Below are 22833 nucleotides of genomic sequence, written 5' to 3'. Positions count from 1 at the left end.
GGTGCCATTATCCCCGACCGGCGTCGATGCGGGACCCGTTGACCTCCGCGGCCGGCGCCCCGGCCAGTCCCGCGAGGATGGCGGCCAGGTCGTCGACGTGCGTGTAGCCCGGGAACGCGCGCTCCGGGTGCTGCGCCCGCATCGCGTCGTCCACGAGGGCCTTGACGACGACGGCGGTCGCGGCCGCCGTCGTGCCGTCCCGGGCGAAGCCGTCGGCGACGGCCTGTATCCATGCGTCCACGGAGGCCTTCACCGCGGCGTAGGACGCGTTCGCCGCGGTGGGCGCGGCGACGGCCGTGGCGGAGACCGCGGCGAGCCGTCCGCCGCGCTCGGCGAGCTGGTCGTAGAACGCCCGGCTCGTGTTGAAGAGGGTCACGAAGACGGAGCGGTGCAGGAAGCCGTAGTCCTCGGCGGTCTGCGTGGTGATGCCCTTGCCGCCGCGCCAGCCGCCCACGAGGTGGAAGAGCGCGTCGGCGCCGCCGTGGTCGGCGCGCACACGGTCGGCGAGGGCGAGGACCGCGGCCTCGTCCGCGAGGTCGCACACCTGCCGGTCCACGCCGTCGAGGTCCGCGAAGGCCGCATCGAGGCGGCCGGCGTCGGAACCGACGGCGACGACGTCCAGTCCGTCCGCCACCAGCCGCCGGGTCAGTGCGACGCCGGACGCGCTGGTGGCGCCGGCGACGACGGCGAGCCGGGCGCGGGGGCCCGCTCTCACGCGGCGTCCGCCGTGATGCCGGCCGTGGACTCGATGACGGGCTTCATCTTCTTCTCCAGTGCCTCGAAGAACATGGACAGGGGGAACTCGTCGTCCAGGACGGCGTCGGTCAGGGCACGCGGCGGGCTCAGGAGTTCGAGCGCGTCCGGCCCCTTCGCCCACACGGACGCGGGGTGCGGCGTGACCGTGGCGGAGACCAGCTCGTAGGCGGCGAGCCAGTGCGCGATCTTCGGGCGGTCGATGGAGCGCCAGTACAGCTGCTCGATCTGCTCGCCGAGGGCCACGACGACGTCGGCGGCCTCGTCCCAGTCGATGGTCAGCTTGGTGTCCGTCCAGTGGAGCACGCGGTGCTGGTGCATCCACGCGAACAGCAGCTGCCCGCCGAGGCCGTCGTAGTTGCGCACCCGGCTGCCCGTGATGCTGAAGCGGAAGATGCGGTCGAAGATCACGGCGTACTGCACGAGCCGGGCGTGCCGGCGCGCCTCGGGGGACGCGTCGTCGTCCGAGGCGATCTTCACCGACTCGCGGAAGGCCGTCAGGTCGCAGCGCAGTTCCTCGAGCGAGTAGAGGAAGAAGGGCATGCGCTGCTTGATCATGAACGGATCGAACGGCAGGTCGCCGCGCATGTGGGTGCGGTCGTGGATGAGGTCCCACATCACGAAGGTCTCCTCGGCGAGCGTCTGGTCCTCCAGCAGTTCGAGCGCCTCGCCGGGCAGGTCGAGGCGGGTGATGTCGGCGGCGGCGCGGACCACCCGCCGGAACCGTGCGGCCTCCCGGTCGGCGAAGATGGCGCCCCAGGTGAAGGTGGGCGTCCGGCTCACGGCGACGGTCTCGGGGAAGAGCACCGCGGAGTTCGTGCTGTAGCCGTCGGTGAAGTCGAGGAACCTGATCGGGACGAAGAGGGCGTTGGAGTAGCTGCCGGCCTCCAGCTCGGCGACGAACTCCGGCCACAGCACCTCGACGAGCACGGCCTCGACGAGTCGGCTGGTGCTGCCGTTCTGGGTGTACATGGGGAAGACCACGAGGTGCTGCAGGCCGTCCGTGCGGTTCAGCTGCGGCTGGAAGGCCAGCAGCGGCTCGAGGAAGTCGGGGACGGCGAAGCCGCTGTCCCGCCACTGCCCGAAGGCCGCCACGGTGCGGGCGAGGTAGTCGGCGTCGTGCGGGAACAGCGGTGCGAGGTCCTCGATGGCCGTGATGATCCGGAGGGTATGGTCCGTGGCCGCGGCATGGTGCTCGGCATCCGGGATGGAGCCGTCCTTGACCTGCAGGAGCCGCAGCTCCTGGGCGGCAGCCTTCAGCGATGCCCAGGCATCGGTGTGCTGCGGCGCGCTGTCGGCTCGGGCGAGGGGGGTGACGGTCATGGCTGCTGCTCTCTCTGGCCGGGACGGATGCTGGTGCTCTGCGGTGAGCGTAGCAACGAGAACAGGAACCCTTGCAGTCGGGCGCCCTAAGAATCAGGGATTCTTATTCTTCGCTTTTGTTTTGGCGCCGGGAGGGCCAGCCTGCCTTCACAGCGGCCCGGACGCACGGAAGGCCGGCGCCGAGGGGCCGGCCTTCCTGGGTCGTCCGCGACTACTCGGCGGGAACGAGCGTCATGGAGATGGAGTTGATGCAGAAGCGCTGGTCCGTCGGTGTATCGAAGCCTTCGCCCTTGAACAGGTGGCCCAGGTGGGAATCGCAGCGGCTGCACCGTACCTCGATGCGCTCCATGCCGAGCGAGCGGTCGTGCAGATACCGGACCGTGCCCTCCGCGAGCGGGGCCCAGAAGGACGGCCAGCCGCAGTGGGAGTCGAACTTCTCGTTGCTCGTGAACAGGTCGGCGCCGCACGCCCGGCACGCGTAAGTGCCCGCCGTCTTGGCGTCGTAGTACTCGCCCGTGTAGGGGCGTTCCGTGCCGGCCTTCCGCAGGACCTGGAACTCCTCCGGCGTCAGCTCCTGCCGCCATTCGTCGTCGGACTTCTCGATCTCGGGCCGGTAGCTCTCGCGTTCAGTGGTCATGGTGTCTGCAACGCCTACGAGTCCCCAATAAATCCCGACCCCGAGTACAGGTGCAGGACGGCGATGCCGAGCTTGGACTGGGCCTTGCTGGCCCAGTCAGCGTGCAGGGTGTCGGCCATCGCGTGGGGGCGGGTGATGACCACCGCCTGCGTGGCTCCGCCGGCCTCCGCCTCCTGCAGCATGGCGTCGACGGGGTCGCCGCTGGTCGTCCGCCCGCGCGCCGTGAAGCCCTCGTCCTCGAGCAGGCGCAGGGAGGTCGCCAGGGCCTCGCGGGCCGTGTTCTCGTCGTGGCGGCGGTCGTCGGCGGAGAACGAACGGAACGCCTCACGGATCTCGAACAGGCCCAGGTGGCGGAAGAACTCGCCCAGCACGGGCTCGTTGGAGTCCTCGGGGATCAGGACGACGATCTCCGTCGGCTCGTCCTCTCCCTGCAGTGTCCGGAGGTTCCGGAGATCCGGGTCGGTCAGGGCTTCTTCACTCAGCACGAGGATTGTCTGCGTCATGGCGCCACTGTACTGCGCGGTCCTGCACGCCACCCCGGTCGGAACCGCGGTGGTCCGTGAATCGACGGCTCTCGGCGGAGCAGGGTAGAAATGGAACCATGACTTCGATCACGCCCCCGGCCGCAGGGCAGCAAGGGACCGCGCCCTGGCTCAAGTGGACGGCGTTCGGCGTCGGCGCGGGGGCCGCGCTGGCATCCTCCGCGGCCGGCGCCGTGTCGGGACTCGCGGTGTATTTCGCGCGGCAGGTCGTGACGCCGGCGCGCACCCGCGACGAGAACCTCGACATCCTCGCCGTCGTCGGATCCCGCGGCGACCAGACGGTCATCCTGCCCGCCACCGAGGACACGACCGTCGAGGGGACCTACGGCCTGTACTTCGACCGGGGCGCCGGCCATGCCCGCATCGGCGCCATCCGCTCCTACGTCCCCCGTGAGGGCACCGTGGAACGCCGGGTCGACGCCGTCGACGCGGGCGACCTGACGGCGGCGACGCGCGGCTGGTGGAGCGGCGCCGTCTACACCTCGCCGTCCGCGGTGGGCTTCGCCGACGAGGAGGTGCTCATCCCCGTCGAGGGCGGAGCGGCCCCGGCCTGGCTGATCCGTGCCGAGGGGCCGTCCACCACGTGGGCGATCATGGTGCACGGCCGTGGCGCCACGCGGGCCGAGGCACTGCGCGCGCTCGCCCCGGCCCGGCGCCTGGGGCTGACGAGCCTGGTCATCTCGTACCGGAACGACGGCGACGCGCCTGCGGCCCCGGACGGACGCTACGGCCTCGGCATGACGGAGTGGCACGACGTCGAGGCCGCCATCGACTTCGCGATGACGCACGGCGCCCGCGACGTGGTGCTGTTCGGGTGGTCGATGGGTGGGGCGATCGTCCTGCAGACCGCGGACCTCTCACGCCACCGCAGCCGGATCACCGCGCTCGTCCTGGACGGGCCGGTGATCAACTGGATGGAGGTGCTCGCCCACCATGCCGCGCTGAACCGGATCCCCGCCCGCGTGGGGCGGCTCGGCCAGTATCTCCTGGCGAGCCAGCGTGCGCGGAGGATCACCGGCCTCGCAGCCCCGCTGGATCTCAAGAGCATGGACTGGATCACGCGCGCCGAACAGCTGACCCTGCCCACCCTGATCATCCACAGCGAGGACGACGAGTTCGTGCCCGTCGGGGCGTCGGCCGAACTGGCCGCGAAGAACCCGACGTTCGTCACGCTCGAGCGGTTCCACCACGCCCGGCACACCAAGGAGTGGAACGTCGATCCCGACCGGTGGGAGTCCGTCGTCGAGAAGTGGCTCGCCGGGCTCCTCTTCGGCCGGGCCCTCCCCGGGGGGAAGATGCCCGGCGCGGAGGCTAGGGAGCTTCCCTGATCTTCCGTTTGATCCGCCCCAGCATCGCGGACATGCCGCGCATCCGCAGGGGAGTGATGGCGCGGGTGAGGCCCAGGCGGTCGGGGACGTCGTCCGGCACTGCGAGGACCTCCGCAGCCGGCAGGCCGTCGAGCCCCTCGAGGAGCACGCCCGCGAACCCCCGCGTGGTCGGGGCCTCGCGCGGCGCCGAGAAGAAGAGGTGCACCTGACGGTCGGGGGCGTCCCCGATCTCCATGGTGAGGAAGAGCGGGCTCTGGCACTCCACGACCTGCTCGAGCAGTTCGGGGTGGTCGCTGTACCGCTCGGGCAGCCCAGGGAGCCCGGTGGAGAACTCGAGGAGGAGCTGCAGGCGGTCCGCCTCGGTCAGGGACTGGAAGTCGTCGATGATCTCGGCGAGCTTCGCCGGGACGGTTCCCGTGGTCATCGTGCGGACCTCTGCACGGCCGCCGGCAGATCGCCGGGCTCGGTGCCGCGGACGATGGGCACGCGGACGGCATTGCCCCACTCGGTCCACGAGCCGTCGTAGTTGCGGACCCTCTCGAAGCCGAGCAGGTGCGTGAGGACGAACCAGGTGTGGCTCGAGCGCTCCCCGATGCGGCAGTACGCGACGACGTCGTCGCCGTCCTGCAGCCCCGCCTCGTCCCGGTAGATGGCGTCCAGTTCGGCGCGGCTCCGGAAGGTCCCGTCCGGGGCGGCGGCCCGCGCCCATGGCACGGAGCGCGCGGTGGGGATATGGCCTCCGCGGAGCGCGCCCTCCTCGGGGTAGGCCGGCATGGTGGTGCGGGCTCCCGTGTACTCGTCGCCGGAGCGGACGTCGATCAGGGGATTGCCCAGGTGCTCGAGGACGTCGCCGAGGTAGGCGCGGATGGGGGCATCGTCGCGCTCGACCACCGGGTAGTCGACGGCGGCGATCCCGGGCTTGTCCGTGGTCAGCGGCCGGTCCTCGGCCACCCACTTGTCCCGTCCGCCGTCGAGCAGGCGGACGTCCTCGTGGCCGAAGAGGGTGAAGACCCACAGCGCATAGGCGGCCCACCAGTTGCTCTTGTCGCCGTAGATGACCACGGTGGAATCGCGTGTGATGCCCTTGGACGCCATCAGGCGCGCGAAGCCCTCGCCGTCGATGTAGTCCCGCGTCACCTCGTCATTGAGTTCGGTGTGCCAGTCGATCTTCACGGCCCCCGGGATGTGGCCCGTCTCGTAGAGCAGGACGTCCTCGTCGGACTCGACGACGACGAGGCCCTCGGCGCCGAGGTTCGCCGCCAGCCACTCGGTCGAGACGAGCCGCTCGGGATGGGCGTATTCGGCGAACTTGTCCTGCGGATCTGGAGCCAGGGTCATTGCGGCCTTTCGCGTAGCTGTCGGCTGTCCGGACACGACGGCGCTCGTCCGGCGGACGGGCGGTCGCGGTTCGTTCGAGCCTGTGGTTCCTTCTAGCCTAGCGAGGCCACCCGACGATTGCTTCCGGCCGGCCCGCCGTGCGTCAAGGGCGGCGCGGGGGACTGCCCTTGACGGGGCCTGCGGGCGGGGGTGCCGTAGTCTTGCGTGCGGACCGGCAGCCCGCCGCGACCACCCGCCGGAGAAGAGAAAGCGGTTCACATCCGTGCCAGTCATCGAACACCTGACCGAGCGCAGCCCCAGGCTCTCCGTCGACGAACTGCTGGGCGGCTTCTACCCGTCACCCCGCTTCGGTGAGGTGTCCTTCGACACCTACCGCCCGGATCCGCAGCAGCCCTCGCAGTCGGCCGCGGTCTCGAAACTCCGGGACTTCGCCGCCTCCGTGGACGAGCCGAAGCCCTCGGGCCTCCGCAAGTTCTTCGGCGGGGCGAGGAAACCGGAGACACGGGCCGGTATCTACCTAGACGGCGGCTTCGGGGTGGGCAAGACCCACCTCCTGGCATCCCTCTGGCATGCGTCCACCGGGCCGAAGGCCTTCGGGACGTTCGTCGAGTACACGAACCTGGTGGGGGCGCTCAGCTTCCGCAAGACCGTCGACGCGCTGAGCGGCTACAGCCTGGTCTGCATCGACGAGTTCGAGCTCGACGATCCGGGCGACACCGTGCTGATGTCGCGCCTGATGCGTGAGCTCGCGGACGCAGGGGTCAAGCTCGCCGCGACCTCCAACACCCTGCCGGGATCCCTCGGGGACGGGCGGTTCGCCGCCCAGGACTTCCAGCGGGAGATCCAGGTGCTCGCCGACCAGTTCGAGGTGGCGCGGATCGACGGCGAGGACTTCCGCCACCGCGGCCTGCCGCAGGCCCCAGACGCCATGGACGACGCCGGCCTGCGCGAGAGGGTGGCGTCCTACGCAGGAGGCGTCCTCGCCGAGGACGAGTTCGGGGACCTCCTCCGGCACCTCTCCGACGTCCACCCGAGCCGCTACCGCCAGATGCTGGACGGCATCGATGCCGTGGCCTGGCACAACGTGGCGACGATCACCGAACAGGCCGTCGCGCTGCGCTTCGTGGTCCTCGCGGACCGGCTGTACGACCGCGACGTCCCCATCATGGCCAGCGGGACCACCTTCGATCACCTCTTCACCGAGGAGATGATGCACGGCGGCTACATGAAGAAGTACTACCGGGCGGTCTCCCGCTTGACGGCCCTGGCCCGGCAGGGCAGCGACGTCGCCTCCTGACACGTCGGGAGCCCTGTCATGCAGGAAGCGCCGGTGCCGCCTCACGGCGGGACCGGCGCTTCTTCATTGCCAGGCTGGGTGCTACACGGCCGGCGGGGAGGTAGGGCCGACGTCGCCCTTGCCGTCCTTCTTGTCGACCTTGTCGACCATCTCCGAAGCCTTCGTCTGCACTCCGTCGATGTGGTGCGAGTACTTGCCCTGGGTCTTGCTGTCGACGAAGTCGCCAGCCTTCCCGATGCCGTTCTTCACCTTGTCGGAATTGTCGCCAATGAGTTCGGTCGCCTTACCCGCCAGGGTGCCGGCCTTGCCCTTGAGCCCGTCAAATAAACCCACGGACACCTCCTTTCGGTCGTGGAGACGGCAGTCCGTCTCCGCTGCCTCCAGCATAATCGAGGACCCGGAGGAGCGCTCTCGCGGCGGGGCGGGGTTCGCCGACGGCGGAGCACGAAAAAGCCCGGTCCTCGCGAGGACCGGGCAATGGCCGGCAACCGGCCTGAGAGCGGACGACGGGATTCGAACCCGCGACATCCACCTTGGCAAGGTGGTGCTCTAGCCAGCTGAGCTACGTCCGCAAAAAAGCGCCCCCGAGGGGGCGCCGTCGTGGGCGATACTGGGATCGAACCAGTGACCTCTTCCGTGTCAGGGAAGCGCGCTACCGCTGCGCCAATCGCCCATTTCCATGGGTGCTCGTTCTGTAACGAGGTGGGGACGGGATTCGAACCCGCGTATACGGCTTTGCAGGCCGCTGCCTCGCCTCTCGGCCACCCCACCATGATCGGATCACTCCGATCACCGGACGGATCCGGCCATACAGTGACTTGCGAGCGGACGACGGGATTCGAACCCGCGACATCCACCTTGGCAAGGTGGTGCTCTAGCCAGCTGAGCTACGTCCGCAACAGAAGAACAAACCCGAAACCTCCGCTCGATGCCGTACATTTCGCGGTGTTTCTTCGTTTTCCAACGAGAGAAAACTCTATAGGACGTTCGGGGGTTCGTCCAATCGGCAGGGGAGTGCCGTCCCGCGGAGCTGTCGGAGCCACCTGAGAGACTGGGATCATGACCGCCCCACTCCTCGCCCACGCAACACCCCACGGCCGGATGTACGCCCGCTCCACGTCGGAGCAGCCCGCCGTCCCGTCCATCACCACCGTCATCTCGCAGCTGCCCACCTCCCTCGGCGGCTGGTACGGCCACATGGCGGCCAGCGCCCTCGCGCGCGACCCGCGCCTGCCCGGGGCGCTCGGGAGCCCCGCGGAGCTGCGCACCGCCGTCCGGGACGCCGCGTCGGCCGCCGAACGCTACCGCGACGAGGCAGCCCTGCGCGGGACCAGGGTGCACCACTACTGCGAGCAGGTGGCGTTGCGCGCCCTGGGCCGTCCCGAGGAGCTCGACGCGGCACGCCTCGCCCTCGAGGAGCAGGGGGAGGGCGGCTTCGCCCAGCGGTTCGACGAGTGGTGGGACCTCTACGACGTCCGTCCCGTGGAACCCGAGCTGACGGTCTGGAACACCACCCTCGGGTACGCCGGCACCCTGGACCTCGTCGCCACGATCGGTGGACGGACGTGCCTGATCGACTACAAGACCAAGAACACCGACCGCGACGGGTTCGTGAAGGCGCTGGACGACAAGGTGGTCATGCAGCTCGTCGCGGGGATGAAGGCGGAGGAGTCCCTCGTCGACCCGCAGGCGGGTGGGTGGGAGGCGTGGGCGCACGGGGACCAGCCGCTGCTGCTCGGGGTGGCCGTCGGCCAGACCGAGGTGCGGGCGATGAGGGCCAATCCCGCCGTGCTGAAGAACCACTGGCTGCGGTTCTGCGCGCTCCGGCGTGCCTGGGAGGCGGGACTCGACGCCGAGGACGCCGGCCGGGCGCTCCTGCCGCTCGGCCCGCCGCCCGGCCGCCAGGTTCCCGCCGAGCCCGCACTGCCCGCGGCGCCGGCGCACTAGGATTGACGGGAACCTCGCGCCCGGACCAGGGCGCAGGTGCCACGACATCGTCGGACCGGCGCAGCGCTGCACGCCGTCCTCCGACGCAGCCGACGTAACCGAAGCGAGGAACCGAGCACCGATGGCCGTCCTGAGTATCCGCATGATCGGCGACCCGATCCTCCGCACCCCCGCCGCGGAGGTCACCGAGTTCGGGCCCGAGCTCGCCCGGCTGGTCGAGGACATGACCGAGACGATGATCGACGTGCAGGGGGCGGGCCTCGCCGCACCGCAGGTCGGCATCGGGCTCCAGGTCTTCACCTATCGGGTGGGCGGCGTCCAGGGGCACGTCGTGAACCCGGTGCTCGAGGTGGGCGGCGCCTCCCAGGGGGAGTCCGACGTCGAGGGCTGCCTGTCTGTCCCCGGCCTCGGGAGCTTCGTGGGCCGGTCCGAGTGGGCCCGCGTCACCGGCCAGGACATCGCCGGCCGGGACATCGCCGTGGAGGGCACGGGCATGCTGGCGCGCGCCTTCCAGCACGAGACGGACCATCTGCGGGGGACGCTGTACATCGACCGGCTCGCCGGCGAGGACCGCAAGAACGCGCTCCGGGCGATCCGGAGCGCCGACTACAACCGCGTGACCTCCCGGACCGCGGAGGAGCGCTCCCGGTCGCTCGGATCGAGCTTCGCCCGCCCCGCGACGCCGGCCGGCGGCGCCGGCGCGGCAGGCCGGACCGGCCGATGAGGATCCTCTTCGCGGGGACCCCCGCGGTCGCCGTCCCCTCGCTGCGGGCGCTGGTGGACGCAGGCTTCGACGTCGCCGCCGTCCTCACCCGGGTCGACGCGCCCGTGGGCCGCCGGAAGGTCCTGACGCCGAGCCCGGTCGCCGCCGCCGCCGAGGAGCTCGGGCTGCCCGTCCTCAAGGCGAACCGCTTCACCCCCGACCTGCTCGCCCAGCTGGGCACCCTCGGCCTCGACGCCGCGGCGATCGTCGCCTACGGCGGCATCGTCCCGCCGGCTGGCCTCGCCGTCCCCCGGCACGGCTGGATCAACCTGCACTTCTCCGTCCTCCCGGCCTGGCGGGGCGCAGCCCCCGTACAGCACGCGGTCCTCGCCGGGGACGACATCACGGGCGCGACCACGTTCCTCCTCGAGGAGGGGCTCGACACCGGGCCCGTCTTCGGCGTCATGACGGAGACGCTCGAGCCCGGCGCGACGAGCGGCGAGGTCCTCGACCGCCTGTCCTCCAGCGGCGCGGTGCTGCTCGTGCAGACCCTCTCCGGACTCGACGCCGGCCGGGTGGCCGCGACGCCCCAGACGGGCGAGGTGAGCTTCGCCCCGAAGCTCGGCATCGACGACGCGCGGATCGACTGGTCGCAGCCGGCCGTCGCCGTGCGCCGGCGCATCAACGCGGTGACCCCCGAACCCGGGGCCTGGAGCATGCTCGACGGGCAGCGGGTGAAGCTCGGACCGGTCACCCCGGCCGCTGAGGATGGCGGCGAGGAGGGCGGCGAGGACGGACGCACCGACGGTGGACGGCCGGTCATCCCGCCCGGCCGGATCGACGTCGTCGGACGGCAGGTCCTGGTGGGGACGGGCACGGAGGCGCTGGCCCTCGGGGACCTGCAGCCGGCCGGGAAGAAGATGATGAAGGCCCTCGACTGGGCGCGGGGCGCGGCGACGCGCGGAGAGCTGGTGTTCGAATGAGCACGACCGGAGGAACGAACAGGGGATCCGGCGGGCGCGGGGAGCGCCGGCCGGCCGTCACGGGCAGCGGTGCCGGCAGGACCGGAGGCGGTGGTAAGGGCGCCGGCCAGGGAGGCGGCACCCGCCGTCGCGACGAGCAGGGCCGGGAACGGAACCGGGGCGGCGACCGCCAGTTCTCCCAGGCCGCGCCGTCGCAGCGTACCCGCCGCGCCGATCCCGCGCGCCTCGTCGCGTTCGAGGTACTGCGCGCCGTCGCCGCCGAGGACGCCTATGCGAACCTCGTCCTGCCGACCAGCATCCGGAGGCACCGCCTCGACCGCCGCGACGCCGGCTTCGCCACCGAACTCACCTACGGGGCGCTGCGTGGGCAGGGCACCTACGACGCCGTCCTGGCGCGCTGCGTCGACCGTCCGCTGGACCAGCTCGACCCCGCCGTCCTGGACGCCCTGAGACTCGGCGTGCACCAGCTCCTCGCGATGCGGGTCCCCGCCCACGCGGCGCTGGACCAGACCGTGGGCCTCGTGCGCGCCGTCATCGGCGCGGGCCCCTCCTCGCTCGTGAACGCCGTGCTCCGCAAGGTCACAGCACGGGACCTGGACGGCTGGATCGCCGTCCTCGTCGAGGGCCTGACGGACCCGACCGCGATCGCGGCCCTGCGGCACAGCCACCCCGAGTGGATCGTGCGCGCGATGCGCCAGGCGCTCGTCGCCCACGGCCGGGACGTCACGGAGATCGACGCCCTGCTGGCGGCCGACAACGCGGCGCCCGTCGTCCACCTCGTCGCCCTGCCGGGCCTCGGCACGCTCGACGACGCCCTCGCGGAGGGGGCCGAGCCGGGCCGGCTGGCCCCGGGATCGGCCTCCTACTCGGGCGGCGACATCAGCCGGCTCCCCGGCATCGCCGCGGGCACCCTCCGCGTGCAGGACACCGGCTCGCAGCTCGTGGCGCGGGCCCTGGCCGGCGTGGACCTCGCCGGTCGCCGGACGGACGGGCCCGAGCAGTGGCTGGACCTGTGCGCAGGGCCCGGCGGCAAGACCGCCCTCCTGGCGGCGATCGGACTGGACGACGGCGTGCACCTGACGGCGAACGAGCCGGTCCCGCACCGGGCCCAGCTGGTGCGGCAGGCGCTGCGCCCGGTGCCCGAGGAGTCCTGGACCGTCCGCGTCGGCGACGGACGCGACGTCGGGCGGGAGCAGCCGGAGAGCTACGACCGCGTGCTCGTCGACGCACCGTGCACGGGACTCGGAGCCCTGCGCCGACGCCCGGAGTCACGCTGGCGCCGGAAGCCCTCCGACCTCGTGGGCCTCGCACCCCTGCAGCGCGAACTCCTCGCCTCCGCGCTGGACGCCGTCGCCCCCGGCGGCGTCGTGGCGTACGTGACCTGCTCGCCGCACCACGCGGAGACGGACGCCGTCGTCGACGACTGCCTCCGCAAGCGTCCCGGCTTCGAGCGGCTTGATGCCGGGGCGGCGCTCGACGCCGTGAGCATCGGGGGAGCGCTCGACGCCGGGCACGGGACGAGCGCGCAGCTCTGGCCCCACGTGCACGGCACGGACGCGATGTACCTCGCACTGATCCGGAAGACCCCCTGAGGATCTCAGGAAAGCGGCAACGAAAGGAACGGCAGTGACGCACCTTCGCCTCAACCCGAGCATCCTCTCGGCGGACTTCGTTAACCTGGAGGCCGAACTCCAGCGCATCGCGTCGGCCGACGCCGTGCACGTGGACGTCATGGACAACCACTTCGTGCCGAACCTCACGCTCGGGCTGCCGATCGTCCGCAGGATCCAGCAGGTCAGTCCGCTGCCGCTCGACGTGCACCTCATGATCGAGGACGCCGACCGTTGGGCCCCCGCCTACGCGGAGTCCGGCGCGGCGTCGGTGACGTTCCACGCGGAAGCGGCGGCCGCACCGGTCCGGCTGGCCCGGGAGCTGCGGGACGCCGGCGCGAAGGCGGGCATGGCGCTGCGGCCGGCCACGCCCGTGGAGCCCTACCTGGACATGCTGGGCGAGCTCGACCTGCTGCTCGTCATGACGGTGGAGCCGGGGTTCGGCGGGCAGTCCTTCCTGGACCTGACGCTGCCGAAGATCCGCCGCGCCGCCGAGGCCGTCCGGGGCGCGGACCTGCCCCTGGTGATCCAGGTGGACGGCGGCATCACGGAGGAGACGATCCTGCGCGCCGCCGACGCCGGAGCGACGGTCTTCGTCGCCGGGTCCTCGGTGTACGGAGCGGACGACGCCGCCGCCGCGATCACGGCACTCCGGGCGGCAGCGGCCCGGACGGCCTGAGGCGCCGGGCGTCGCGAGAGGCCGTCCGCGCCGTCGTTCGTGATCGGGTCAGCGGGTCCCGCCGGGCGGGTCCGTCACCGTGATCCGGACGGCGAGGGCCGTGCGGGCCGCGTCCTCGAGGACGGTGAAACGGGGATCCGGCACCGTGAGGAACGGGACCTGAGGGAGGCGCGCGAACGGTGCGAGGGCGGGTTCGCCGAGGGTGCCCGTCGCCAGCGACCTGTCGCCGCCGAGCTGCAGGCACGCCGGCGGGTGGGCCCCGAAGAGGGCGGCGGCGCGGACCGCGGTCTCCTCCACGAGGGCGTCCGCCTGGTTGGCGCGTCGCCGGGCGAACCGCTGCTGCGACCAGCCACCCGCGGCCGTCCGGCCCTGGACGTACCGGGTGCCGGTCTTCGAGGCCAGGATCCGGCCGTCCTGGGCGACGCCGACGGAGTAGCCGCCCCGCCGGATGAGCAGGATCCCCACGGTGCCGGCAGGGTCGACGGCGGAGAGCAGCTCCCCGGCCAGCCGGACGCCCTGCGCCGACCCCTCGTCCGTCACGTAGGGTGTTCCGGCGTCCGTCCCGGGCCCCGCCGCCGGGGGCGGGAGGACGCCCGGCGGCAGGGCCGGGGTAAGGACCGCGGTGCAGCCGTTCGCGGCGGCCACGGCGATCGAGCCGTCCGCGCGCCCCGCCACCGGCTGCGCGCTGAACGGGCCGTTGCGGACCTCGAAGCGTGCGAGCCACCCCTCGAGGCGCCCGGCCTCGACGAGGACGGACCTGCTGGGGGACATGGGGTTCCTTTCGGCGGCATGCGCGGTCGGGTCGCCGGGGGAACCCCGACGGATGCCGCAGCGTCCGTGGCCCACAGTAACGTTGGTGCCGTGGATGATCTATTCAGTGCCGCGGCCGACGACGACGGGTCGGACGACGCCCCCGGCGGCACCCCGGGCGGCGCACGCGGCTCGGCGGGCCTGCGGCCCCGCAGCCCGCTCGCCGTGAGGATGCGGCCCCGCAGCGTGGACGAGGTCGTGGGCCAGCAGCACCTGCTGGGTCGGGGATCGCCCCTGCGCACGCTCGCGGGGGAGCACGATCCGGGCGCCCACGCGGCGCCGTCGTCCGTGATCCTGTGGGGCCCGCCCGGCACCGGCAAGACGACGCTCGCCCACGTGATCGCGCGCGGCCAGGGCCGGAAGTTCGTGGAACTGTCCGCCATCACCGCCGGTGTCAAGGACGTGCGCCGCGTCATGGACGACGCCCTGACCTCACGGGACCTGTACCGGCAGACCACGGTCCTGTTCCTCGACGAGATCCACCGCTTCAACAAGGCCCAGCAGGATGCCCTGCTGCCCGGGGTGGAGAACGGCTGGGTGGTGCTCATCGCCGCCACCACCGAGAACCCGTCCTTCTCGGTCGTGTCGCCCCTGCTCTCCCGCTCGCTCCTGCAGACGCTCCGTCCGCTCGACGAGGCGGACATCCGCGGCCTGCTCCAGCGGGCCGTCGACGACGACCGCGGGCTCGCCGGGACGGTCGAACTGTCCGAGGACGCCCTCGAGCACCTGGTCCGCCTGGCGGCGGGGGACGCACGGCGCGGCCTGACCGCGCTGGAGGCGGCCGCCGGCGTCGCGCAGTCCGAGCGGCGCGAAGGGGCCGCCGATCACGGGGCGGCCGGTCCGTCCGACGGTGCGACGGCCGATGCCGACGAGGAGGCGCAGGAGGTCCTGCCCGTGCTGGTCACGCTGCAGCACGCCGAGAAGGCGGTGGACGTCGCGGCGCTGCGCTACGACCGCGCCGGCGACCAGCACTACGACGTCGCGAGTGCGTTCATCAAGTCCCTGCGCGGGTCGGACGTCGACGCCGCCCTGCACTACGTGGCGAAGATGCTCGAGGCCGGTGAGGACCCGCGGTTCATCGCCCGGCGGCTGATGATCTCGGCGTCGGAGGACGTGGGCATGGCGGACCCGACGGCGCTGCAGACGGCGGTCGCCGCGGCCCAGGCCGTGCAGCTCGTCGGCATGCCCGAAGCGAGGATCATCCTCGCCGAGGCCGTGGTGCACATCGCGACCGCGCCGAAATCCAACGCTGCCTACAACGGCATCAACGCCGCCATCGCGGATGTCCGGGCGGGCCACGGCCAGGGCATCCCGGCGCACCTGCGCGACGCGCACTATCCGGGCGCCTCGCAGCTCGGCCACGGCAAGGGCTACATCTACTCCCACGACGAGCCGCACGGTATCGCGGCGCAGCAGTATGCGCCGGACGACCTCGTGGGCCGGGACTACTACGAGCCGACGGACCGGGGCGTCGAACGGGACATCGGGTCCCGCCTGGCGCGACTCCGGCGCATCCTCCGCGGGAAGTAGCAGCTACCCCGGCGGGGATTCGGCCCACCGGGCCCGGCGCTGCTAGCATTGAACGCTGACTGGCAAGTCGTCGTGTACCAGCCTCCCCCCGTGCCCTGCAGCAGATTCCTGGTGCTGCGCGGAGGGGCGGCCAGGGTCGCGGCGGACTGTAGTACCGGGAAGCGGCCAATCCCGGCTCTCCGCAAGTGGAGGCCAGCGACACCGGAAGTGCGGACGCCCTCGTGGCGCAGGTCCGCTTCTTCGCCGCAAAAACATCGAAAGGTAGACGTGGCTAACAACACACGTGCCCGCCGGAAGGTCCGCATTTCGCGTGCCCTCGGCATCGCCCTGACTCCCAAGGCCGAGAAGTACCTCGAGCGTCGGCCGTACGCGCCGGGCCAGCACGGCCGTGCGCGCCGCAAGCAGGACAGCGACTACGCCGTCCGCCTGCGCGAAAAGCAGCGCCTGCGCGCCCAGTACAACATCCGCGAAGCGCAGATGGCCCGTGTCTTCGAAGAAGCACGCCGCACCTCGGGCCTGACCGGTGAGAACCTGATCGAGCTGCTCGAGATGCGTCTCGACGCCCTCGTGCTCCGTGCCGGGTTCGCCCGCACCAGCGCCCAGGCCCGCCAGCTCATCGTGCACCGCCACATCATGGTCGACGGCGCGCGCGTCGATCGTCCGTCGTACCGGGTGTCCGAGGGTCAGCTCATCCACGTGCACAGCCGCAGCGAGACCATGGTCCCGCTGCAGGTTGCCGCCGCCGGTGCGCACCGCGACGTCCTCCCCGCCGTTCCCGGCTACCTGGACGTCCAGCTCGACAAGCTCCAGGCGCGCCTCGTGCGCCGCCCGAAGCGCTCGGAGGTCCCCGTGACCTGCGAAGAGCAGCTCGTCGTCGAGTACTACGCACGCTAGACGTCCACGGCCGCGGGTTCCCCCTGCGGCCCTGAACGGCAAGCGTCGTCGAAGAGCCCGCGGCACCCGCCGCGGGCTCTTCGTTCTGTAAGGTACTAAGAGCACGAATTCCCTGCCCGCCCTTCCTGGCGGTGCCCCCCTGCGTAAAGGAGACCGCCCATGTCAGGTGGAGATATTGCCGGCCTGATAGCTGCTGGCGTGTTCGCCGTCCTCGTCCTGCTGCTGGCCGTTCCGATCTGGAAGCTCGGTCGCGTGTTCGACGAGCTCCGCAAGGCCATCCGTACCGTCACCGACGAGACGACGCCGCTGCTCGAAGAGGTCACCAGCACCGTGAGCACCACCCACCGGCAGCTGAAGACCGTGGACGGCATCACGTCCAACGTCTCCGACGCGTCGGCGAACATCTCGGCGCTGTCCTCGCTCATCGCCGCGACCGTCGGCTCCCCGCTCATCAAGGTCTCGGCGTTCTCGTACGGCGTCCGCTCGGCCTTCGCCGGCCGGACCTCGCCCGCGCGCCGCCGCCGCAGCCGCTAACCCACCGACGAACCGGAGACAACGATGATCAGACGAGCATTCTGGCTGGCAGCAGGCATCACCATCGGCGTGGTCGCCGTCCGCAAGGTGACCCAGGCCAAGGCGAACCTCGGCCCCGAGGGCCTGAACCGCGCCGTCGGGCAGATCAGTGACAGCATCGGTGACTTCGCCGACGCGCTTCGCTCCGCCATGAGCGAGCGGGAGGACGACCTCCGCTCCGCCCTCGGCGTGCCGGTACCCACCACTGCACCCAAGGACCCTGCCCTGGACGCGGCCCCCGCGACGCGCCGCTCCCTCCGCTAGGACGCAGCACCGCCGCGGGTCCCGACCGCGACCCGCGCGACACCGCCGGGCCCACCTCCTATTCCGACGCCCGGCGCCCGAACAAGCCATCGAAGGATCTGCCCCCATGAAGTCCCACGAGATCGCCAGCCGCTGGCTGAGCTACTTCGAGAAGAACGGGCACACGGTCGTGCCCTCCGCCTCGCTGGTCTCCTCCGACCCGTCCCTCCTGTTCACCGTCGCCGGGATGGTGCCGTTCATCCCGTACCTGACCGCCCGCGAGACGGCCCCCTACAGCCGCGCGACGAGCGTCCAGAAGTGCATCCGCACCGGGGACATCGAGGAGGTCGGCAAGACGGCCCGGCACGGGACGTTCTTCCAGATGTGCGGCAACTTCTCCTTCGGGGACTACTTCAAGGCCGACGCCATCCGCATGGCGTGGGAACTGCTGACCAGCGACGTCGCCGACGGCGGGTTCGGCCTGCCCGCGGACAAGCTGTGGATCACGGTGTACCACGAGGACGACGAGGCGCTGGAGATCTGGCGCGACGTCGTCGGGGTCCCCGCCGGGCGCATCCAGAAGATGGGCAAGAAGGACAACTACTGGTCCACCGGCCAGCCCGGTCCCGCCGGTCCCTGCTCGGAGATCTTCTACGACCGAGGGCCCGCCTACGGTGCCGACGGCGGCCCCGAGGCGGACGACGACCGCTACGTCGAGATCTGGAACCTCGTGTTCATGCAGTACCAGCGGGGCGAGGGCACCGGCAAGGATGACTTCGAGATCCTGGGCGAGCTGCCCAAGAAGAACATCGACACGGGTCTCGGCCTCGAGCGACTCGCGATGATCCTGCAGGGCGTCGAGAACATGTACGAGACGGACCAGGTGCGTCCCGTGCTGGACCGCGCCGCGGCGATCAGCGGGAAGACGTACACGAGCTCCGAGTCCCCGCAGGACCCGCACCACACCGACGACGTCCGCCTGCGCGTGGTCGCCGACCACATCCGCTCCTCGCTGATGCTCATCACGGACGGCGTGACCCCCTCGAACGAGGGCCGGGGCTACGTGCTGCGCCGCCTCATCCGCCGCGCCGTCCGCGCCATGCGCCTCCTCGGCGTCGAGAAGGCCTGCCTGCCCGAGCTGCTGCCCGCCTCACGGGACGCCATGAAGGGCGTCTACCCGGAGGTCGAGGCCGATTTCGAGCGCATCAGCCGGATCGCCTACGCCGAGGAGAAGGCGTTCCTGCGCACCATCGCCTCGGGGACCGCGCGCCTCGAGGAGGCCGTCCGGGAATCCATCTCCGAGCAGCGCCCGCTGTCGGGGCAGGACGCCTTCACGCTCCACGACACGTTCGGCTTCCCCATCGACCTGACGCTCGAGATGGCCGAGGAGGCCGGCCTCGCCGTCGACGCCGAGGGCTTCCGATCGCTCATGCTCGAGCAGCGCCAGCGCGCGCAGGCCGACGCCCGCGGGAAGAAGGCCGGCCACGCCGACCTCTCCGTGTTCACCGACCTGCTCGGCCGCGGTCAGACCGTCTTCACGGGCTACGACGAGCTCACCTCGGAGGCGACGATCGTCGCCGTCCTGGATCAGGGCCAGTCCGTCCCGAGCGCCCTGCAGGGCAGCGAGATCGAACTCGTCCTCGACCAGACGCCGTTCTACGCCGAGGCCGGCGGCCAGGCCGCCGACGTCGGGTTCATCACCGGCAACGGTTTCGTGGTCGAGGTCCTCGACGTCCAGCGTCCCGTCAAGGGCCTGAGCGTCCACCGCGGCGTCGTGCGCGAGGGCGAGGTGTTCCCCGGTGCCGTCGTCACGGCCGCCGTCGACCGCCCGCGCCGCCGCGCCGGGGAGCAGGCGCACTCGGGCACGCACATCGTCCATGCCGCCCTCCACGAGATCCTCGGCCCCGAGGCGCTGCAGCGCGGCTCGTTCAACAAGGCCGGCTACCTGCGCTTCGACTTCTCCTGGGGCGAGGGCATCAGCGCCGGCGCCCGGTCGGAGATCGAGGAGGTCTCCAACATCGCGATCCGCGACAACTACGAGGTCGAGACGAAGATCATGTCCCTCGCGGACGCGAAGGCGCTCGGCGCCACCGCGCTGTTCGGCGAGGCGTACGGCGACACGGTGCGCGTCGTCGAGATGAACGCAGAGTTCTCCCGCGAACTGTGCGGCGGCACGCACGTGCCGTCGACGTCGCTCATCGGTAGCCTGACGCTGCTCGGCGAGCAGTCCGTCGGCTCGGGCAACCGGCGCATCGAGGCGCTCGTGGGGCTGGACGCCTTCCGTCACCTCGCCGCCGAGCGGGCGCTCGTCACCGAGCTGTCCGACATGCTGAAGGTGCCCTCGGCGCAGCTGCCCGAACGCCTGTCCGCCACCCTCACCAAGCTCAAGGCCGCCGAGAAGGAACTGGAGCGGCTCCGCAGGGAGCAGCTCGCCCTGGCCGCTGGCTCGCTCGTAGACACCGCCGTCGACGTCGACGGCGTGCGCCTGGTCGCGCACGACGCCGGTGAGATCGGCAGCGCGGACGAGCTGCGGACCCTCGTGCTGGACCTTCGTGGCCGCCTCGGCTCCGAGGCCGCCGTGGTCGCCGCCACGGGCGTCGCGCAGAACCGTCCGCTCGTGCTCGTCGCGACGAACGAGGCGGCACGCACCGCCGGGGTCAAGGCCGGTGCGCTGGTGCGGACCGCCGCGAAGATCCTCGGCGGCGGCGGCGGCGGCAAGGACGACGTCGCGCAGGGCGGCGGCGCCGACGCCACGCGCATCCCCGACGCGCTGGCCGCGATCCGCACAGCGGTCGCGGAGCGCTGACGGCTCCGTGGCGGACGACGGCGGGGGCGCGGTGTCCGGCCTGCCGGACACCCCCTATCCCCTCGGGCCGAAACTCGGGGTCGACGTCGGGCTGGTCCGTGTGGGCGTTGCCGGGTGCGACCGCGACGGCCTGATCGCCACGCCCATCCGCACGCTCAAGCGGGACCCGCGGAAGAACAACGATGTGCGGATCCTGGTGCGGGAAGCCGTGGAGCGCGGCGCCGTGCAGATCATCGTGGGACTCCCGAAGAACCTCAGCGGCCGCGAGGGCCCCTCGGCGGAGATGGCGCGGGACTACGCCGGACTGGTCGTGGAGGAACTGCAGCGGCAGTCCGCGCCGCTCCCGGTGCGCCTGGTGGACGAGCGGCTGAGCACGGTCTCAGCCCACCGTTCCCTGCACGCCGCTGGTCTCGGCAGCCGTGATCATCGTAAGGTGGTAGATCAGGTGGCTGCCGTCGAAATACTCCAGCACGCCATCGACATGCAGCGTTCACGCAGACGGGATGTGGGGGATCCGGTTCCTGTGCGAGCCGCAGCGGGTACACAGAGCACGCTGCCGACCCCTACAGAGGAGCCAGACATCGGACACAGTACGCCGAGCAGGAGGGAATCCGAGTCGTGAGCGACCGCCATTCCGCACACCACGGTGCCGCCGACGACGCGCTGGATCGCCCCGACGGCCAGGTCGTCGACGAGACCGGACCACGCCGGCACGACGAGGCTGCAGACGACGACTACGGGCACCCCGGAACCGACGACCACACCCACCCCGACGCAGGCGGCTACACCCATCCCGAGCCCGTCGAGGAGTTCTTCGTGGCCCAGGACGTCCCGCAGCGGGCCGGCAGCGGCAGCAGGCGTACGCCCTCGGAGGCGAAGCGCCGCCGCCGCATCCGCCGCACCGTCGTCCTGCTCGTGGTCCTCGCCCTGTTCGCCGGCACGGTGTACGGGGCCGCCCTCATGCTGCGCGATGTCCTCGGCCTCAACGATGTGAAGGACTACGCCGGACCGGGCGGCGAGGAGACGGTGTTCACCGTCTCCGAGGGTGCCGGTGCGCTGGCGATCGGCACCGGACTCGAGACCGCGGACATCGTCGCGGACTCCGTGACGTTCGTGGAGGCACTCGGCGCCATCGCCGACGGTCGTGAGGTCCAGCCCGGCGAGTACGAGATGCGCCTGCAGATGTCCTCCTCCGCCGCCGCCGAGGCGCTCCTCGGCGAGGACCCGACCCTGGTGTCCTACGCCGCCGTCGCCCGCGACCTGCGGCAGGGCGAGGTCTTCGACATCCTGGCCGATTCCACGGGCATCCCGCGCGCCGAGTTCGACGCCCTCGCCGAGGACCCCGCGCAGTTCGGGCTCCCCGACCAGGCCCTCTCCCTCGAGGGGTACCTGCACCCGGGCGAGTACCGCTTCGACGTGGAGGCCACCGCCACGGACATCCTCACCGAGATGATCACGGCGACGACCGACCGCCTCGCCCAGGACGGCGTGACCGACCCGGACGAGCAGTACGAGATCCTGACCGTGGCGAGCATCGTGCAGGCGGAGGCCCAGGAGGGCGACTACGCGACGGTTGCCGGTTCCGTCTACAACAGGCTCAAGCCGGGCAACACCGAGACCAACGGACTGATCCAGTCGGATGCGACGGTCACCTACGGACTCGGGACACGGACGTACCAGTTGACGGACGAGGAGAAGAAGGACACCTCCAACCCCTACAACACCTACGCCAACCCGGGCCTCCCGAAGGGGCCGATCGGCTCGCCGAGCGACGAGGCGATCGACGCGACCGTCAACCCGGCCGACGTGCCGTTCTACTTCTGGGTGACGGTCGACCTCGACACGGGGGAGACCAAGTTCTCGGAGACCTACGCGGAGCACCTGAAGTACGTCGCCGAGTACGAGGCCTGGTGCGGCGACAACCCCGGACGGTGCGAGTAGGTGCTGCCGGCAGGTAGCCCGGCGGCCCGCGGGCCCCGGGCCGGCGTGATCGGTTCGCCGATCGCGCACTCGAAGTCGCCCCTGCTCCACGCGGCGGCGTACCGGGCGCTGGGCATCGACTGCACCTATTCCGCGATCGACGTCGATGAGACGCGCATCGCCGCGTTCCTCGACGCCGTGCGCGCCGACGGTGCGTGGCGCGGGCTGTCCGTGACGATGCCCCTCAAGGGCGCCGTCGCGCGTCTGGTCGACAGCACGACGGCGCCGGCAGCCGTGCTCGGCGTCGTCAACACGGTCGTCGTCGGCGAGGGCCCGCACCCGGGTCTCACCGGCCACAACACCGACGTGGCCGGGGTGGCCCACGCCCTCGCGGCGGCAGGGGTGGAGACACCACGACGCGCCGTCGTCCTGGGCGGTGGCGGCACCGCCGCGGCCGCCGTCGCCGGCCTGGCGCAGCTCGGAGCCGGTGCGGTGTCCGTCCTCGTCCGCCGTCCCGCCGCCGCGGCGGATCTCCGGCGCATCGGCACGGCCCTCGGGGCGGAGGTGGTCCTCGCGCCCTGGTCGGAGGCCGCCGAGGCGGTGCGCACGGCCGACGTCGTCGTCTCGACCCTGCCGCCGCGTGCCGCGGACCCCCTCGCCCGGGAACTGGCGGCAGACACGGGGTTCCGCACGGAGGGGACACTGCTCGACGTCGCTTACGATCCCTGGCCGAGCCGGCTCGCCGCCGCCTGGGAGCAGGCCGGTGGGACCATCGTGCCCGGCCTCGACATGCTGATCCACCAGGCCGTCGAACAGGTGGCGCTGTTCTTCCCCGAGGCCGGCCATGACCGCGCCGCCGTCCTGCGCGTGATGTGTGACGCAGCGGGGGCCGTCCGGCACTGAGGTGGGACGCGTCG

At 71.7% G+C, this 22833-nt stretch carries 23 protein-coding genes and 4 tRNA genes; 15 read left to right on the top strand and 12 right to left on the bottom strand.

Annotation, left to right across the window (positions count from 1 at the left end; genetic code table 11):
• Nucleotides 1-7: 7 nt before the first annotated feature.
• From C4K88_RS00625 to C4K88_RS00610, 4 genes are all read right to left on the bottom strand, one after another.
• Nucleotides 8-715, bottom strand: coding sequence for an SDR family NAD(P)-dependent oxidoreductase (locus tag C4K88_RS00625; RefSeq protein WP_104119720.1), 708 nt, complete (start codon nucleotides 713-715; stop codon nucleotides 8-10).
• The gene (locus tag C4K88_RS00620; protein WP_104119719.1) at nucleotides 712-2076 is read right to left on the bottom strand and encodes a DUF6421 family protein; all 1365 of its coding nucleotides are present in this window, start codon (nucleotides 2074-2076) and stop codon (nucleotides 712-714) included. Before C4K88_RS00620 ends, C4K88_RS00625 begins: the two co-directional genes overlap by 4 nt.
• A 211-nt stretch (nucleotides 2077-2287) precedes the next feature.
• The gene (gene msrB / locus C4K88_RS00615) at nucleotides 2288-2713 is read right to left on the bottom strand and encodes a peptide-methionine (R)-S-oxide reductase MsrB (RefSeq protein ID WP_104119718.1); all 426 of its coding nucleotides are present in this window, start codon (nucleotides 2711-2713) and stop codon (nucleotides 2288-2290) included.
• Between the two features lie 14 nt (nucleotides 2714-2727).
• The gene (locus C4K88_RS00610) at nucleotides 2728-3216 is read right to left on the bottom strand and encodes a hypothetical protein (protein ID WP_104119717.1); all 489 of its coding nucleotides are present in this window, start codon (nucleotides 3214-3216) and stop codon (nucleotides 2728-2730) included.
• Between the two features lie 98 nt (nucleotides 3217-3314).
• On the opposite strand from C4K88_RS00610, the gene C4K88_RS00605 reads away from it, so the two are divergent.
• A complete protein-coding gene (locus C4K88_RS00605; RefSeq protein ID WP_104119716.1) occupies nucleotides 3315-4583 on the top strand; it encodes an alpha/beta hydrolase family protein in 1269 nt (422 codons plus the stop codon).
• On the opposite strand, the gene C4K88_RS00600 is transcribed toward C4K88_RS00605, so the two are convergent.
• The gene (locus C4K88_RS00600) at nucleotides 4567-5007 is read right to left on the bottom strand and encodes a SufE family protein (RefSeq protein WP_104119715.1); all 441 of its coding nucleotides are present in this window, start codon (nucleotides 5005-5007) and stop codon (nucleotides 4567-4569) included. The genes C4K88_RS00605 and C4K88_RS00600 overlap by 17 nt on opposite strands.
• Nucleotides 5004-5921, bottom strand: coding sequence for a sulfurtransferase (locus C4K88_RS00595; protein WP_104119714.1), 918 nt, complete (start codon nucleotides 5919-5921; stop codon nucleotides 5004-5006). The genes C4K88_RS00600 and C4K88_RS00595 overlap by 4 nt, the downstream gene beginning before the upstream one ends.
• A 262-nt stretch (nucleotides 5922-6183) precedes the next feature.
• On the opposite strand from C4K88_RS00595, the gene zapE reads away from it, so the two are divergent.
• A complete protein-coding gene (gene zapE / locus C4K88_RS00590; protein WP_104119713.1) occupies nucleotides 6184-7218 on the top strand; it encodes a cell division protein ZapE in 1035 nt (344 codons plus the stop codon).
• Between the two features lie 81 nt (nucleotides 7219-7299).
• On the opposite strand, the gene C4K88_RS00585 is transcribed toward zapE, so the two are convergent.
• From C4K88_RS00585 to C4K88_RS00565, 5 genes are all read right to left on the bottom strand, one after another.
• A complete protein-coding gene (locus tag C4K88_RS00585; RefSeq protein WP_241521644.1) occupies nucleotides 7300-7551 on the bottom strand; it encodes an antitoxin in 252 nt (83 codons plus the stop codon).
• 165 nt (nucleotides 7552-7716) lie between these two features.
• Nucleotides 7717-7790 (bottom strand) — tRNA-Gly (locus C4K88_RS00580).
• Between the two features lie 29 nt (nucleotides 7791-7819).
• Nucleotides 7820-7891, bottom strand: a tRNA-Val gene (locus C4K88_RS00575).
• 27 nt (nucleotides 7892-7918) lie between these two features.
• Nucleotides 7919-7989: transfer RNA gene (locus C4K88_RS00570), tRNA-Cys, on the bottom strand.
• Between the two features lie 52 nt (nucleotides 7990-8041).
• Nucleotides 8042-8115 (bottom strand) — tRNA-Gly (locus C4K88_RS00565).
• Nucleotides 8116-8277: 162 nt separating this feature from the next.
• Between C4K88_RS00565 and C4K88_RS00560 the strand changes: the two genes are divergently transcribed.
• The 5 genes from C4K88_RS00560 (at nucleotide 8278) to rpe (ending at nucleotide 13140) form a co-directional block, all read left to right on the top strand.
• Nucleotides 8278-9165 carry a cytochrome gene (locus C4K88_RS00560; RefSeq protein ID WP_104119711.1) on the top strand — a complete coding sequence of 296 codons (888 nt, stop codon included), beginning with the start codon at nucleotides 8278-8280 and terminating at the stop codon, nucleotides 9163-9165.
• Between the two features lie 121 nt (nucleotides 9166-9286).
• Complete coding sequence (gene def, locus C4K88_RS00555; protein WP_104119710.1) at nucleotides 9287-9889, top strand: peptide deformylase; 603 nt, start codon at nucleotides 9287-9289, stop codon at nucleotides 9887-9889.
• Nucleotides 9886-10851, top strand: coding sequence for a methionyl-tRNA formyltransferase (locus C4K88_RS00550; protein WP_104119709.1), 966 nt, complete (start codon nucleotides 9886-9888; stop codon nucleotides 10849-10851). The genes def and C4K88_RS00550 overlap by 4 nt, the downstream gene beginning before the upstream one ends.
• Nucleotides 10848-12443, top strand: a complete 1596-nt coding sequence (locus C4K88_RS00545; RefSeq protein WP_104119708.1) for an RsmB/NOP family class I SAM-dependent RNA methyltransferase — start codon at nucleotides 10848-10850, stop codon at nucleotides 12441-12443. The genes C4K88_RS00550 and C4K88_RS00545 overlap by 4 nt, the downstream gene beginning before the upstream one ends.
• Nucleotides 12444-12477: 34 nt before the next feature.
• Nucleotides 12478-13140, top strand: coding sequence for a ribulose-phosphate 3-epimerase (rpe, locus tag C4K88_RS00540; protein ID WP_104119707.1), 663 nt, complete (start codon nucleotides 12478-12480; stop codon nucleotides 13138-13140).
• 48 nt (nucleotides 13141-13188) lie between these two features.
• Here the strand turns inward: rpe and C4K88_RS00535 are convergent, their stop codons facing one another.
• The gene (locus C4K88_RS00535) at nucleotides 13189-13911 is read right to left on the bottom strand and encodes an acVLRF1 family peptidyl-tRNA hydrolase (protein WP_104119706.1); all 723 of its coding nucleotides are present in this window, start codon (nucleotides 13909-13911) and stop codon (nucleotides 13189-13191) included.
• Nucleotides 13912-14001: 90 nt separating this feature from the next.
• Between C4K88_RS00535 and C4K88_RS00530 the strand changes: the two genes are divergently transcribed.
• The 8 genes from C4K88_RS00530 to C4K88_RS00495 all read left to right on the top strand — a co-directional run bounded on the left by C4K88_RS00530 (nucleotide 14002) and on the right by C4K88_RS00495 (nucleotide 22819).
• Nucleotides 14002-15480 (top strand): replication-associated recombination protein A, encoded by a 1479-nt coding sequence (locus tag C4K88_RS00530; RefSeq protein WP_104119705.1) that lies wholly within the window; start codon nucleotides 14002-14004, stop codon nucleotides 15478-15480.
• Nucleotides 15481-15747: 267 nt separating this feature from the next.
• A complete protein-coding gene (gene rpsD, locus C4K88_RS00525; protein WP_104119704.1) occupies nucleotides 15748-16374 on the top strand; it encodes a 30S ribosomal protein S4 in 627 nt (208 codons plus the stop codon).
• A 159-nt stretch (nucleotides 16375-16533) separates the two neighbouring features.
• Nucleotides 16534-16908, top strand: coding sequence for a DUF948 domain-containing protein (locus C4K88_RS00520; protein WP_104119703.1), 375 nt, complete (start codon nucleotides 16534-16536; stop codon nucleotides 16906-16908).
• A 24-nt stretch (nucleotides 16909-16932) separates the two neighbouring features.
• Nucleotides 16933-17211: a hypothetical protein gene (locus tag C4K88_RS00515; RefSeq protein WP_241521643.1), complete on the top strand. Its 279-nt coding sequence runs from the start codon at nucleotides 16933-16935 to the stop codon at nucleotides 17209-17211.
• A 106-nt stretch (nucleotides 17212-17317) separates the two neighbouring features.
• Nucleotides 17318-19996: an alanine--tRNA ligase gene (gene alaS, locus C4K88_RS00510; RefSeq protein WP_104119702.1), complete on the top strand. Its 2679-nt coding sequence runs from the start codon at nucleotides 17318-17320 to the stop codon at nucleotides 19994-19996.
• A 7-nt stretch (nucleotides 19997-20003) separates the two neighbouring features.
• Nucleotides 20004-20618 (top strand): Holliday junction resolvase RuvX, encoded by a 615-nt coding sequence (gene ruvX / locus C4K88_RS00505; protein ID WP_241521642.1) that lies wholly within the window; start codon nucleotides 20004-20006, stop codon nucleotides 20616-20618.
• Entirely contained in the window at nucleotides 20615-21937 is a 1323-nt protein-coding gene (mltG, locus tag C4K88_RS00500) for an endolytic transglycosylase MltG (protein WP_241521641.1), read from the top strand. The genes ruvX and mltG overlap by 4 nt, the downstream gene beginning before the upstream one ends.
• Nucleotides 21938-22819 (top strand): shikimate dehydrogenase, encoded by an 882-nt coding sequence (locus C4K88_RS00495; RefSeq protein WP_241521640.1) that lies wholly within the window; start codon nucleotides 21938-21940, stop codon nucleotides 22817-22819.
• The last annotated feature ends 14 nt before the right edge of the window (nucleotides 22820-22833 follow it).

The organism is Arthrobacter pityocampae, assembly GCF_002927275.1.
Classification (GTDB): domain Bacteria; phylum Actinomycetota; class Actinomycetes; order Actinomycetales; family Micrococcaceae; genus Arthrobacter_D; species Arthrobacter_D pityocampae.
Note: the sequence above shows the minus strand (reverse complement) of the source record. Positions and strands in the feature narration are given on the sequence as shown.

Excerpts from the sequence above, each read along its gene's own strand:
- C4K88_RS00620 (WP_104119719.1), bottom strand. The coding sequence starts at position 2,076 with ATGACCGTCACCCCCCTCGCCCGAGCCGACAGCGCGCCGCAGCACACC.
- msrB (WP_104119718.1), bottom strand. The coding sequence starts at position 2,713 with ATGACCACTGAACGCGAGAGCTACCGGCCCGAGATCGAGAAGTCCGAC.
- C4K88_RS00610 (WP_104119717.1), bottom strand. The coding sequence starts at position 3,216 with ATGACGCAGACAATCCTCGTGCTGAGTGAAGAAGCCCTGACCGACCCG.
- C4K88_RS00605 (WP_104119716.1), top strand. The coding sequence starts at position 3,315 with ATGACTTCGATCACGCCCCCGGCCGCAGGGCAGCAAGGGACCGCGCCC.
- C4K88_RS00600 (WP_104119715.1), bottom strand. The coding sequence starts at position 5,007 with ATGACCACGGGAACCGTCCCGGCGAAGCTCGCCGAGATCATCGACGAC.
- C4K88_RS00595 (WP_104119714.1), bottom strand. The coding sequence starts at position 5,921 with ATGACCCTGGCTCCAGATCCGCAGGACAAGTTCGCCGAATACGCCCAT.
- C4K88_RS00560 (WP_104119711.1), top strand. The coding sequence starts at position 8,278 with ATGACCGCCCCACTCCTCGCCCACGCAACACCCCACGGCCGGATGTAC.
- def (WP_104119710.1), top strand. The coding sequence starts at position 9,287 with ATGGCCGTCCTGAGTATCCGCATGATCGGCGACCCGATCCTCCGCACC.
- C4K88_RS00550 (WP_104119709.1), top strand. The coding sequence starts at position 9,886 with ATGAGGATCCTCTTCGCGGGGACCCCCGCGGTCGCCGTCCCCTCGCTG.
- C4K88_RS00545 (WP_104119708.1), top strand. The coding sequence starts at position 10,848 with ATGAGCACGACCGGAGGAACGAACAGGGGATCCGGCGGGCGCGGGGAG.
- C4K88_RS00535 (WP_104119706.1), bottom strand. The coding sequence starts at position 13,911 with ATGTCCCCCAGCAGGTCCGTCCTCGTCGAGGCCGGGCGCCTCGAGGGG.
- C4K88_RS00520 (WP_104119703.1), top strand. The coding sequence starts at position 16,534 with ATGTCAGGTGGAGATATTGCCGGCCTGATAGCTGCTGGCGTGTTCGCC.
- C4K88_RS00515 (WP_241521643.1), top strand. The coding sequence starts at position 16,933 with ATGATCAGACGAGCATTCTGGCTGGCAGCAGGCATCACCATCGGCGTG.
- alaS (WP_104119702.1), top strand. The coding sequence starts at position 17,318 with ATGAAGTCCCACGAGATCGCCAGCCGCTGGCTGAGCTACTTCGAGAAG.